Consider the following 12891-nt stretch of genomic DNA (forward strand, 5'->3'; position numbering starts at 1 on the left):
CGCGCGCTCTTGCAGTCGCCGGATCTGGTGACCGAAACGTATCCAACCGCCCTGCCCGTCTGGCGGGCGCCTGCACCACACACCCCGGCTTGGCAATCGCATGCGCAGAGGCGCACGTTGCGCTGTTCGATCTCTAGAGGTTTTTATGTCTCCGCGTTTGCTGGCCATGGCGCTGGCGCCCCTGCTCGGGCTGTTCATTGTTGCGCTGGGCAACGGCTTTCTGTCGTCGCTTACCACCCTTCGACTCGACGCTGCCGGCGCATCAGCGACGATGATCGGCGTCGTTTCATCGGCCTACTTCATCGGCCTGACCCTGGGCGCCGTGTTCAATGACCGCTTGATTCTGCGCATCGGTCATATCCGCGCCTACGGCAGCTTTGCTTCGCTGATCGCCGTGACCATCCTGCTGCAGGGCTTGTTTTATCACACCTGGGGCTGGTTCGCCCTGCGCCTGATCAACGGCTGGGCCACGGTCGGCGTATTTCTGGTGATCGAAAGCTGGCTGCTCTTGGCGGGTGACGCGAAGATTCGTGGGCGCTTGCTCGCGTTGTACATGATCGTCCTGTACGGCGCCGGTGTGCTGGGTCAGGCAACGCTGGGCAAAATCACCGGGCTCAGCGACAGCGCGCCGTTTATGGTCGCCGGCATGCTTGCCTCGTTGTCGGTGTTGCCGATCGTGATCCTGCCGCGCGTGTCGCCGCTGCTCGATCAGGTCGAGCCGCTCAAGCCACGGCAACTGCTGGGCGTGACCCCGACCGGGCTGGTCGGCTGTTTCGGCTCGGGCGTCACCATTGCGGCGATTTACACCTTGCTGCCGTTGTATCTGCAGCGCAGCGGTCTGAATGTCGGGGAGGTTGGCAGCATGATGGCCTGGACGATTCTCGGCGCCATGCTCCTGCAATACCCGGTCGGGCGTTGGTCCGATCGCAAGGATCGTTTGCAGGTACTGACGATCCTGACGGTGGCGTGCACGGTGTTGTCGCTGGTGATCGTATTGCTGCCGTTGTCCACAACGATGCTAGCGGTGATGTTGTTTCTGCTCGGCGGCGGTGTGTTTGCGCTTTACCCGGTTGCCGTCAGCCACGCCGCCGACCGTGCCCCGGCCGAAGCCTTGGTGCCGATGATTCAGGGCTTGCTGCTGATCAACTCGCTGGGCTCGGCGATCAGTCCGATGATGATTTCGCCGGTGATGAACTCGTTCGGCGCCAATGGGTTGTTTTGGGTATTTGCGCTGGTCAATCTGTGCATGGTCACCTTCTTCCTTTGGCGCCGTGGCAAACGCCCGGTTCCGGCCAATCCCGCGCCGTTTGCGGCAGCAGCGACGTTCTCACCGACAGGTGCGGAACTGCGGGTGACCGAAGACTTGCGTCAGGCGGTGCAGGAGCATCCGCCGATGGTGGATGCGTTGAGCGGCGAGCCTTCGCCACACTGTGAAGCACGGTGAGGTTTGCGCCGCCCCTTCGACTATCAGCCAAGCACTTTATAGATCTCGGAAACCACCTGCATCGTCGCGGCTTCGATGGTTGCCTCGTTACGGCACAAAATCCAGCCGTGATCGGCAACCGCCTGCTCGAACATCTCGGTACACACGACGTGCTCTGCGTGTTTCTGGATCACCGTGCCGCCCAGTCCACGCGATCGTGCCGTTGCCCGCGCCCATGAAATATCCGGCGCGGTGACGACGCCGACATGCAGGTCCGGCACGCGCACGCCTCGCTGCATGTTCAACTGCAGAATTTCGGCAAACGGCACGCCATGGCGAAATGCGGCATCTGACGGATACCAGCGGTCGATCAGGATGATGCTGTCCAGCGGCTGTTTGGGCAGCACTTCTTGGGAAATCCAGCGACGGCTATCCGCAAGGCGCTGACACACCGCCCACTCCAGATCCCGCGAGGGATGTCTGGCGAGTTGGTTGACCAGGGCCATGGTTTCACCTCTGTAGGGATCGCTTTTTCTCTCGCACAACCGAATGACTTTGTGCTTGTCTGCCCGCAGCGCTGCGGTAACGGCCTCCAGCAATGTGGTTTTGCCGGTGCCCTTGGGCCCATCCAGAGAAATAAACAGCGGCAGCTTCATGGTTCACGCAACGATTGAGACATTGCTGAGCACTCTAACCTCATTTGCGCATTTCGATGAGCTGATCCCTGCCCTTTGCCTACACTTGCTTGCCAATGATGTTTACCCCTCTGCCAAAGGAGTCACCATGTCAAAGCTCTATCCGAGCATCGATCCCGAGGGATTGGTCGAGTATTCCGTGGTCTACACCGACCGCTCGCTCAATCACATGTCGCAGTCCTTTCAAGGCGTGATGAAGAACATTTCCACGACCCTGAAACAGGTCTACAACGCCGAAGCAGTGGCGGTGGTTCCGGGCAGCGGCACATTCGGCATGGAAGCAGTGGCGCGACAGTTCGCCACCGACCAGCAATGTCTGGTGATACGCAACGGGTGGTTCAGTTATCGCTGGAGCCAGATTCTGGAGATGGGCAACATCCCGGCGGCCACCACGGTGCTCAAAGCCCGGCCGGTCGAGACGGGGCGCCAGGCAGCCTACGCCCCGCCGCCGCTGGATGAAGTGCTGGCCGCCATCGCCGCGCAGAAACCGAAAGTGGTCTTCGCGCCCCACGTTGAAACTTCATCCGGAATTCTCCTGCCTGACGAGTACCTGCGGGCCGTCGGTGACGCTGTGCATGCAGTGGGTGGTCTGTTCGTGCTGGACTGCATCGCCTCCGGCGCGATCTGGGTGGACATGCACAAATGCGCCGTCGACCTGCTGATCAGCGCACCGCAGAAAGGCTGGAGCGCCTCCCCTTGCTGCGCCTTGGTGATGTTCAGTGCTGCGGCGCTTGCACGCATCGAACAGACGCAAAGCAGCAGCTTCGCCTGCGACCTGAAAAAGTGGCTGCAGATCATGCAGGCTTACGAACAGGGCGGACATGCTTATCACGCGACCATGCCCAGCGATTCCCTCGCGCGCTTCAACGATGTGATGAAAGAGACGCAAGCGTACGGGTTCGACAAGATCCGCGACGAGCAACAGGCGCTGGGCGATCGGGTGCGTGCGTTGTTGACCGGCAGAGGCTTTAAAAGCGTGGCCGCGCCAGGCTTTCAGGCTCCCGGCGTGGTGGTGAGCTACACCGATGATGCCGATATCAAGAGCGGCAAGAAATTTGCCAATCACGGCCTGCAGATCGCCGCCGGAGTACCGCTGCAATGCGACGAACCGGCCGACTTTCAGACCTTTCGCCTCGGGCTGTTCGGACTGGAGAAGCTGCAGAATATCGAGCGCACGGTCAGCCTGCTTGAGCAGGCAATGGATGAAGTGGTGGCTGGCTAAGATCTGTTCGTTCCCGCATGCCAATTTTACGGTGGAGGTCGCGCTCACTCGCTTCCACCGCTACATGCAACCTGTGGCCCGCGCACAACGAACAACTTGTACGATGTCCTATCACAAGGTATTACTACGTCTCCCCGAAAAAAAATAAAACCACGGAGATCGCTACATGGACTCACGCCTGTCCGCCAAACCTGAAAGCCTCGACCGAGCGCAAGGCAACACCCGCCGCAGCTTCCTGAAAAAATCCCTCGCCGTTTCCGCCACGCTCGCCACCGTTGGCAGCACCGCACTGACGAGGATCGCCGAGGCCGCCGAACCCTTGAGTCAGCGCTACCCGGATCCGCTGATTCACATCCTCGACGACAGCTTCCTCGAGCTGCGCATTTTCAACGCCAGTGTTGAAAAACTTGCCACCGGTATGCGCTGGGCCGAAGGGCCGGTGTGGGTCGGTGATGGCCGCTACTTGCTGGTCAGCGACATTCCCAACAATCGCATCATGCGCTGGGACGAAATCACCGACACCTTCAGCGTGTACCGCGAACACTCGAACTTCTCCAACGGCATGTGCCGGGATCGCCAAGGGCGGCTGATTGTCTGCGAAGGTTCGACGACCACCAGCGAAGGCCGGCGCATCACGCGCACCGAAGCCAATGGCACGATCACCGTGCTGGCCGACAGCTTCGACGGCAAACCCTTCAACTCGCCCAACGACATCGTCTGCAAAAGTGACGGATCGATCTGGTTCACCGACCCACCCTTCCAGACCGGCAACAACTATGAAGGCCACAAGATCACCCCGAGCCAACCCCACGCCGTTTACCGCATCGACGGCGAGAGCAAAAAAGTCACGCGGGTCATCGACGACCTCAATGGCCCAAACGGTCTGTGCTTTTCTCCCGATGAGAAAACCCTGTACGTGGTCGAAGGTCGCGCCAAGCCCAATCGCCTGATCTGGGCGATTGCGGTGAAGGACGACGGCACACTCGGCGAACGCCGCAAGCACATCGAAGGGTTGGACTATGCCGCCATCGACGGCATCAAATGCGATGAAGCGGGCAACCTGTGGTGCGGCTGGGGTGGCAATGGTGATCCCAAGGCTGACCTGGAAAAACTCGACGGCGTGCGCGTTTTCAATCCGCAGGGCAAGGCCATCGGGCATATTTCGTTGCCAGAACGTTGCCCGAACCTGTGCTTTGGGGGGCGCGAAGGGAATCGGTTGTTCATGGCCAGTAGTCACTCGATCTATTCGCTGTTTGTAAATACCCGTGGGACTACGTTTGCGTTGTAGAACCGCTGTCGAAACAATCTGATGCCGCGCATCCGAGGATGCGCGGTATTCTCCTCAGGATGCAGGCATCAATACGAACGCCTCTTCAAGACCAGAACCCTTTATGCGGCTCAGCCGCCTCCCCCGCCAGAGCGGGCCTCGATCAAGCGCTTTTGTCGCTACGTCAGGTCGGCTGTTTCAGGCTGACCGGAGCTTGTCACACCGTTGCCGCTTCAATCGTTCTGGAACGCCACGCAAACGCCAACACCATCAGCAGCCCCAGACCTGCCATTGCCGCGCCGGCCAGGGAGATCGCCGGATAACCCAGGCCGCTGCTGATCACCGCACCGCCCAGCGCCGCGCCAATCGCATTGCCGAAGTTGAAGGCGCCGATGTTCACCGCCGAGGCCAGATTGGGCGCGTCCTTCGCCGCTTCCATGACGCGCATCTGTAGTGGCGGCACCAAAGCAAAACTGGCGATACCCCAGATCAGGATAGCCACGGCGGCCGGCAGCGGCCAACGCATCAGTACGGTGAACGCCAACAAGACGCCAATCAGTACGCTCAGCGAGACGATCAGGGTGCGATCGATCGAGCGGTCAGCGGCCTTGCCGCCCCACATGTTGCCCAGCGTCAACCCGACACCGTAAAGCATCAGCATGGCGGTAATGTAGGCAGTGGATGCGTGGGTCTCACTGCTGAGGATCGGCGCGATGTAGGTGAAGACAGTGAACATGGCGCTCGAGCCAACGACGGTCAGGGCCAGCGCGGCCAGCACCGGGCCGCGCCCCAACACCCGAATTTCCGCCATGACACCGACACTTTGCGGCGCCCGCACGTTGGGCAGAGCGAACCACAACGCGGCCATCGTCACCACGCCCAGGCCGGTAATGCCCCAGAACGCGGTGCGCCAACCGAACAGTTCGCCAAACCAGGCGGCCAGCGGCACACCGCCGATGGTCGCCAGGGTCAGGCCCATGAACATTGCCGCAACCGCTCCGGCACGTTTTTCCGGGGCGACCAGGGTGGCGGCGACGACGGAGCCGACGCCAAAGAAGGCACCGTGGTTCAGTGAGGTCACGACCCTGGCGACCATGAGACTGTAGTAATCGGTGGCCAGGGCTGACATCAGATTACCCAGAGTGAAAATCGCCATGAGCCCGATCAGCAGATAGCGTCGGGGAATCCTGCCGGTGGTCAGGGTCATCAGCGGTGCGCCGAGCAACACGCCCAACGCATAAGCACTGACCAGCAAACCGGCAGCGGGAATGGAAACGCCCAGATCCGCAGCGATACCCGGCAACATGCCCATGGGGGCGAATTCTGTAACGCCGATGCCGAAGGCACCGATGGCGAGTGCAACAAGTGGTGGATTGATACGCATGGAAAACTCCTTATCTATGCCGCCAATGCTACGATCCTGTCTTTTCAGGCGGTAGATAGCATTTTTGGCAATCACCTTTGCGTAGGAGGCACAAGTGGATTTCAACGGCAGGTCAGGTGAAATGAGCGTGTTCACCACCGTGGCGCAGCAAGGCAGCCTGTCGGCCGCCGCGCGTGCGCTGGGCCTGACACCTTCGGCAGTCAGTCGGATCATCGCTCGCACCGAGCAACGTCTTGGCACCCGCCTGCTGTTGCGCACCACCCGAGCGATCACGTTCACGGCAGAGGGTGAAGCGTTCCTGCGCGGCGCCCGGCGTATCCTCGCCGACATGGACGAGGTCGAAGAAGCCATCGCCGATCAAGGCGTGCCCAGAGGGCGATTGCGGGTCAGTGCCGCTCTTGGCCATGGGAGGCTGGCCATCGTTCCGTTGGTCGCAGCCTTCAGCGCCCGCTTCCCGAACATCGTCGTCGACCTCACCCTCGGCGACGAAGTGGTCGACATTCTTGGTGGGCAAGCCGACGTCGCCGTTCGCTTCGGTCATCTGCCCGACAGCCCGCTGACCGCACGCAGAATCGGCACCACCGGCCAGGTCGTGGTGGCATCGCCCGAGTATCTACAGCGCCACGTCGTCCCCCAGGAACCGGAAGACCTGCTGCAGCACAACTGCCTGCGCTTCAATTTCAAGCGTGCCGAACCCAACTGGCCATTTATCCGCGATGGCAAAGCGTTTTCCCTGAAGGTCAGCGGCAATATCGAATGCAGCAGTGGTGAAGCGCTGGCACAACTCGCGCGAATGGGCGCCGGCATTGCCCGTATCGGTGCGTTCAGCGTGAGTGAGGATCTGCAGCGCGGCGACCTGATTGCGCTACTGGAAGCCTGGAACCCCGGGGATCAGGAGCCGATTCATGCGGTGTTCGTCGGGGGCGCGACGATGCCGGCGCGGGTGCGGTTGTTTGTGGACTTCCTGGTGGAACATCACCGGATGTCAGCCGAGACGTAAGCTGATACTGATGATGTTGAAGTGGCCATGGCCTTTTTGGACGTCTTACCAATAGGTGTCTGCCCTACAGGAGCAATCGTGACACCGGCATGGCTGACCGAGAAATTTTAACGAAGTCTTTTGTATATTCACGCAAAACCTTCCGCTCTCTGCATGTGCACGAAACCTTTCTTACATGCCCCATTTTGATGCTCGATTAGTTAACCCTCCAAAAATAAAGCTTCTACGCATCATTGTTTATTTACCAAAATGGTGCACGAAAATATAGTTTGACAGCGTCTTTTGAGTTGATCTTAATTACCCCGCCACTCAACTGCATTGCAAAGTAACTCCGTTGCTTTGGACGGTAAAAAGCTTTTTATATTGCGCAGTTTAATAAGCCTTTCCGCCCCGCTGTCTTGTTGAGTTGACAAGGCGGTTCTCGCCGACTACTGTGATTTCGATTTCGTTTTACATACGACATCTACAATGGTCTGCGCCGAGAGCCTCCATGTTGAACCAGTCCGCTTTATGGATTGGAAGCTTCTGAAAGCAAACGTGTTAATCACTCATAAATACGTAGAGGCAAGAATGGAATCTCAAACATACGAAGTCGTCTTTGGCAAAGAACGTCAACTTGATAAGCCAATTATTGCGCTGACCAACTGCGAAGTGGTTTTTTCAAGTAAGGACGAGCTGGACAAGTGTATTGTTGCAGTGATGGAGTCTGACGAACGACTGGGAGCTCGACCGGTTGAGGCTGTTTTCTACGACTGGCAACTGGCTACGGTGATAAGGGGGCTGACCATGTTCTTCGGCGTAAGGTGGTATGATCGAGAGTATTTTGATCAAAACCGAGATATTTATAAGAATAAAATGCACAGCCACCTCTTTTCGAAGTTTGGCGTGAGTGCAGAAAGCTTCAAGGTTAATCATTTCGTAGCCGGCTGATTCGTATGAAGGGTTCGCAATGGCATGAAGCTGTTGCGAACTTCATACGAAGCAAGGAAATTATCAATTGAGTATATTTCGAAAGTATCTTTGCCTGGACTTGTTACTTTGGATCTACCTCGGCTGTTGGAATACTACGCTACCTCTGATTATCGTGCAGCGAGGAAGCCTCTTGGAGCTGGCAGCCTATGAAACAGCCCTGGCACTCGCGGCGATCATTTCAATGTTGTGTCTGGCGCCGCGTGTTGAGTCAATGCGTCGCAGCACAGCGCTTAAGGTCGGCTGTTTTGCGGTATTGATTGCGAGCGTATTGCGATACTTTTTTGCCGCAAACTGGTATTCGCTTGATGCCCTGATACTGATCGATGTGATAGCTGCATCAGCCTTTGGAATGATCCAGCCTCTTTTGGGCATCTATCCTGCGGAAACCGTTGATAAACACCGTGCGGACGCTGCGTTTCGCGTCCGGCGCATCGTTGTAACTGTCGGCCGGGTTGCGGGGCCTTTGTTGGCGGGTATTGTGATTACGGTTTCTTCACTGGAAAGCTCGCTGCTATTTGTATCGATAGTGGGATTCGTCATTGTGGTTTCAGTCATGGCGCTACCGGTTAGCGCAGCCCCTGCCCTACAACGTAGAAAACCATCAACTGATCTTATTAATGACATGCTTTTAGGGCTTAAACTCAAATGCGTTCTACCGCCAGAACAATTTTTGACCTTTTCCGGATTACTACTTGGTTTTGCCGTCACAGCGACCGTACCGATGCTGGTGCCAACGCTCATACACACTCACGGTCTAGCTGAAGGTAGCGTTGGCTTGTTCAATGCGGTATTCGCCGGTGGAGCCGTTGCAGGTTTGTTCTTTTTAAGCCCGCTGATTAGCAAAAGGCAACATCAGCGCAACAAGTATCTCGGATGTTGGGCATTATTAACTTTTGCACTCTGCGCAGCGGCGCAAGCAGACGAAATCTGGCAGTTGAGTGCTTGCCTGTTTTTCGCTGGGGCGGCAAGTGCTTGCATTACGATGGTCGGAATGGACAAGAGAGTCATATCGATCCCCTCCGGCGTACGCGTGCGACTGATGGCATCCACGTTAGTGATCAGTCAGCTAGGAAGCTCGGTCTCATTCATGATGACGGGCGCCATCATGTCCAGGTCCGGCGCAACCAGTTTGATGTGGCTTTATCTTGGGGTATTTCTGATTATCGTCATATATTCCATGCGATCAAAAAAGATATGGCACTTCCTGGAAGATGACGCAGAGTCAGAGCTGTATTACGCAAAAAACCATCCGAAACTAGCGGCAGTCATGACCCCATGAAATGTCTCCTGAGAATGTGCCCGATAGCCCGGACGACGGATGCAGTGCCCCAGACAAGAACCTGACCCAGTCATTTCAACGGGTCATCGCTGATCAACGTCTTCAACTCCGGATACGCGCTCATCCCCCACCTGCCCATTTCGCGCCCAAGGCCTGAATGCTTGAATCCACCGAAAGGGGCACGTGGTTCGTGGGCCAGGGTGTTGATGAGCACGCGCCCCGCATCGATCTGACGTGCGACGTTCATACAACGTTCAGCGCTTTTTCCCAGCACCAGAGCGCTCAGCCCATAGTCTGTATCGTTGGCAATGCTGATCGCATCGGCATCGTCCTCGTAGAAATGATTGTCAGCACGGGGCCGAAGATTTCCTCGCGCGCAATGCGCATCCGGTTGTTGGCATCAGTGAAGATCGTGGGTTTCACGAACCATCCGGCATGCAAGCCTTCCGGGCGACCTTCGCCACCCGCCAGCAACCTCGCGCCTTCTTCCTGGCCGGTGCGGATGTAGCGCTGCACCCTTTTCCATTGTTTCTGGCTCACCATCGGGCCGATATCGGTGTTGGTATTACGCGGATCGTCCGATCGGATCTGTGAGACGCCCTCCTTCGCAATGCGCTCGAACTCTGCCAGCCGGCGGTGCGGCACGAGGATGCGAGTGCCTGCGATGCAAGCCTGGCCGCTGTTGAGAAATCCGGCTTGCAGCACCATCGGCATGACTGCCTGGAAATCCGCATCGTCAAGTACCACGGTGGGCGACTTGCCGCCGAGCTCAAGCGTCACACGCTTCATAGTGTCCGCACCGGTTTTGACCAGATGTTGGCCGATAGCGGACGAACCCGTGAACGAAATCCTGGCAACGTCGGGATGACGGGCGATCTCCTCGCCAACCACATCGCCCCGTCCGTTGATGACATTGAATACACCCGGTGGCAGCCCCGCTTCGTGCAACGCCCTGACCACGACCTGCGTCTGTAACGCGCTCATCTCGCTAGGCTTGATGAAGGCGGTGCAGCCGCAGCAGCCTGGTGGGCGTGGAGTACCTCGATTCGACCACCAAGGCTGTATTCCTATATGGAGTCCGAAGTACTGCGCGGTTCGTTGTACGACGGCAGCTCCCTGAAGGGTAATTGAGTTCGCCACGGCACCCAAGCATTCCGCTTCGCTCTGGAGTTATTACGACGTGCCCGCCACTGATGTCAGCGTTGGCATGGCCATTTGCGACTGTCTTGGTAGTCATTAACTGGTCAGCAGAATCACCGCTCGTCGGCTCATGAAGGCATGTAACCGCAATGCTCGGGAATGCAGTCATCGATTAAGTCGCAATGCGTGACAAAATCGTTCGACCTGTACAACTAATTTATAACTCGTTGACCTTCATAGCATTTCTATTTTTCAGTGCGTGGGTCTGAAAGTTTTCCACCCATTGAAATTCTCAGCTTGTCATCGATTACGTTAAAATTTGTTTCACTTGATTTCTGAAAACGGTCGATGATTTTCCTGGCCAACTGCGAATTCCTACTACCTTCAAGTGGGCTTGTTTTTGCGCTTTAGGCTTAGCGCATTCCTACTATGAAGGAGCGTAGAAGATGGTCTGGGAAACTCACTCGACAGTGCAACGCCAACCCCGTGGAGAATGGCGTTCCTTGAAACTGGCTGGCGCCGCTTTTTCGTTGGTAGCAGCCATAGCATTGGCTTCGCAGGCCCTCGCGGCTGACGGAGAAAAGCCAAAGCCTGCGTCGGAAGCCACCAAGGCGGCGAACAATGCGTTGCTCAATGAGCTGCCGTTCAACGACAAGACCTCGTTTGAACTGGCGCACAAAGGCTTTATTGCGCCGTTGCCATCGACAGTCATAAAAGGCGGCTCGGGCAATGTCATTTGGGACCCTGCCAAGTATGCCTTTATCAAGGAAGGTGAGGCTGCACCGGACACCACCAACCCCAGCCTGTGGCGTCAGTCTCAACTGATCAATATTTCTGGTTTGTTCGAAGTCACCGATGGCATCTATCAGGTGCGTAACTACGATCTTTCGAACATGACCATCGTTGAGGGAAAGGACGGCATCACCATCTTTGACCCATTAATTTCCACCGAAACCGCGAAGGCAGCCCTCGATCTTTACTATCAGCACCGGCCGAAAAAACCCGTGGTCGCGGTGATCTATACCCACAGTCACGTCGATCACTATGGCGGCGTACGTGGGGTGATCAACGAAGACGATGTAAAGGCCGGAAAGGTCAAGGTTTACGCCCCTCTGGGCTTCGTCGAGCACGCCGTAGCCGAAAACGTCATGGCCGGTACCGCCATGAGCCGTCGGGCCAGCTACATGTACGGCAACCTGCTACCCCCTTCGGCAACCGGCCAGTTAGGCGCAGGTCTGGGCACCACCACGTCGGCCGGTACCGTGACACTGATACCGCCGACCGACATCATCAAGACCACCGGTGAAACCCACGTCATCGACGGCCTGACCTATCAATTCCTGTATGCGCCCGGCAGTGAAGCACCGGCGGAAATGCTCTATTACATCAAGGAGAAAAAGGCGCTCAACACCGCCGAAGACTCCACCCATACCCTGCACAACACCTACTCGCTGCGCGGCGCGAAGATCCGCGAACCGCTTCCATGGTCCAAGTACCTCAACGAAGCGCTGAAACTGTGGGGTGACGATGTCCAGGTGATGTACGCCATGCACCACTGGCCAGTCTGGGGCAACAAGGAAGTGCGTGAGCAACTGTCTTCCCAGCGCGACATGTACCGCTACATCAACGATGAAACCCTGCGGATGATCAACAAGGGTTACACGATGGTGGAGATCGCCGAGCAATTCAAACTGCCCAAGGCGATCGCCAACAAGTTCTCCAACCGTGGTTATTACGGCTCGGTGAACCACAACGTCAAAGCCACCTATGTGCTGTACCTGGGCTGGTTTACCGGCAACCCGGCCACATTGAATGAATTGCCGCCGGAGGAAGGCGCCAAGCATTACGTGGAAATGATGGGCGGCGAAGACGCCGTACTCAAGAAGGCCAAGGAGTACATGGATAAAGGCGAATTCCGCTGGGTCGCCGAAGTGGTCAATCATGTGGTGTTTGCCAACCCGGGCAACCAAGCGGCGAAAAACCTGCAAGCCGATGCGCTTGAGCAGTTGGGTTACCAGGCCGAAAGCGGCCCATGGCGCAATTTCTACCTCACCGGTGCACAGGAACTGCGCGATGGTGTGAGGAAGTTGCCTACTCCGGACACGGCCAGTCCGGACACTGTTCGCGCCATGGATCTCGATCTGTTCTTCGATTTCCTGGCCATGCGCCTCAATGGTCCGAAAGCGGATGGCAAGCGTTTGTCGCTCAACTTTGATTTCACTGATCTGAAGCAAAACTACTCGGTGGAAATGGAGAACGGCGTGCTTAACCACACTGAAGGCGTTGAAAGCAAAGACGCCGATGCCAAAGTGACCCTGACTCGCGACACCTTGAACAAAATCGTGCTGAAAGAAACCACTTTGAAGGACGCCTTGGCCAAGGGTGATATCAAAGTCGACGGCACGCAGGGCAAGCTCGAAGAGTTGGTGTCGTACATGGATGACTTCGATTTCTGGTTCAACATCGTCACGCCGTAACGACCGAGTCAGTTGATGTCGGTCTGCGGTAG

General features: G+C 57.1%; 9 protein-coding genes and 1 pseudogene. 7 read left to right on the forward strand and 3 right to left on the reverse strand.

All coding sequences use genetic code 11. The features are described from left to right. The first annotated feature begins 145 nt into the window (after positions 1-145). A complete protein-coding gene (locus ACZ0A4_RS09080; RefSeq protein ID WP_463574198.1) occupies positions 146-1444 on the forward strand; it encodes an MFS transporter in 1299 nt (432 codons plus the stop codon). Between the two features lie 23 nt (positions 1445-1467). Here the strand turns inward: ACZ0A4_RS09080 and ACZ0A4_RS09085 are convergent, their stop codons facing one another. Beyond that, a complete protein-coding gene (locus ACZ0A4_RS09085; protein WP_463574200.1) occupies positions 1468-2079 on the reverse strand; it encodes a dTMP kinase in 612 nt (203 codons plus the stop codon). Positions 2080-2206: 127 nt separating this feature from the next. Between ACZ0A4_RS09085 and ACZ0A4_RS09090 the strand changes: the two genes are divergently transcribed. Continuing rightward, positions 2207-3340 (forward strand): alanine--glyoxylate aminotransferase family protein, encoded by a 1134-nt coding sequence (locus tag ACZ0A4_RS09090; RefSeq protein ID WP_463574202.1) that lies wholly within the window; start codon positions 2207-2209, stop codon positions 3338-3340. 166 nt (positions 3341-3506) lie between these two features. After that, positions 3507-4628, forward strand: coding sequence for an SMP-30/gluconolactonase/LRE family protein (locus ACZ0A4_RS09095; protein ID WP_463574203.1), 1122 nt, complete (start codon positions 3507-3509; stop codon positions 4626-4628). A 196-nt stretch (positions 4629-4824) separates the two neighbouring features. Here ACZ0A4_RS09095 and ACZ0A4_RS09100 read toward each other — a convergent pair whose 3' ends face one another. Further along, a complete protein-coding gene (locus tag ACZ0A4_RS09100) occupies positions 4825-5991 on the reverse strand; it encodes an MFS transporter (protein WP_463574205.1) in 1167 nt (388 codons plus the stop codon). 94 nt (positions 5992-6085) lie between these two features. On the opposite strand from ACZ0A4_RS09100, the gene ACZ0A4_RS09105 reads away from it, so the two are divergent. From ACZ0A4_RS09105 to ACZ0A4_RS09115, 3 genes are all read left to right on the forward strand, one after another. Further along, positions 6086-6991 carry a LysR family transcriptional regulator gene (locus ACZ0A4_RS09105; protein ID WP_463574206.1) on the forward strand — a complete coding sequence of 302 codons (906 nt, stop codon included), beginning with the start codon at positions 6086-6088 and terminating at the stop codon, positions 6989-6991. A 570-nt stretch (positions 6992-7561) separates the two neighbouring features. Beyond that, positions 7562-7921 (forward strand): hypothetical protein, encoded by a 360-nt coding sequence (locus ACZ0A4_RS09110; RefSeq protein WP_463574208.1) that lies wholly within the window; start codon positions 7562-7564, stop codon positions 7919-7921. Positions 7922-8021: 100 nt separating this feature from the next. Beyond that, complete coding sequence (locus ACZ0A4_RS09115) at positions 8022-9242, forward strand: MFS transporter (RefSeq protein WP_463577519.1); 1221 nt, start codon at positions 8022-8024, stop codon at positions 9240-9242. Positions 9243-9312: 70 nt separating this feature from the next. Here the strand turns inward: ACZ0A4_RS09115 and ACZ0A4_RS09120 are convergent. Next, positions 9313-10226, reverse strand: a pseudogene (locus tag ACZ0A4_RS09120) (aldehyde dehydrogenase family protein). Positions 10227-10828: 602 nt separating this feature from the next. On the opposite strand from ACZ0A4_RS09120, the gene ACZ0A4_RS09125 reads away from it, so the two are divergent. Then, positions 10829-12859 carry an alkyl/aryl-sulfatase gene (locus ACZ0A4_RS09125; RefSeq protein WP_463574209.1) on the forward strand — a complete coding sequence of 677 codons (2031 nt, stop codon included), beginning with the start codon at positions 10829-10831 and terminating at the stop codon, positions 12857-12859. Positions 12860-12891 lie beyond the last annotated feature (32 nt).

It is taken from the genome of Pseudomonas sp. AC172 (assembly GCF_979258595.1).

Coding starts and splice junctions, on each gene's coding strand:
- ACZ0A4_RS09100 (WP_463574205.1), bottom strand. CDS start 5,991: ATGCGTATCAATCCACCACTTGTTGCACTCGCCATCGGTGCCTTCGGC.
- ACZ0A4_RS09110 (WP_463574208.1), top strand. CDS start 7,562: ATGGAATCTCAAACATACGAAGTCGTCTTTGGCAAAGAACGTCAACTT.
- ACZ0A4_RS09125 (WP_463574209.1), top strand. CDS start 10,829: ATGGTCTGGGAAACTCACTCGACAGTGCAACGCCAACCCCGTGGAGAA.
- ACZ0A4_RS09090 (WP_463574202.1), top strand. CDS start 2,207: ATGTCAAAGCTCTATCCGAGCATCGATCCCGAGGGATTGGTCGAGTAT.
- ACZ0A4_RS09095 (WP_463574203.1), top strand. CDS start 3,507: ATGGACTCACGCCTGTCCGCCAAACCTGAAAGCCTCGACCGAGCGCAA.
- ACZ0A4_RS09080 (WP_463574198.1), top strand. CDS start 146: ATGTCTCCGCGTTTGCTGGCCATGGCGCTGGCGCCCCTGCTCGGGCTG.
- ACZ0A4_RS09085 (WP_463574200.1), bottom strand. CDS start 2,079: ATGAAGCTGCCGCTGTTTATTTCTCTGGATGGGCCCAAGGGCACCGGC.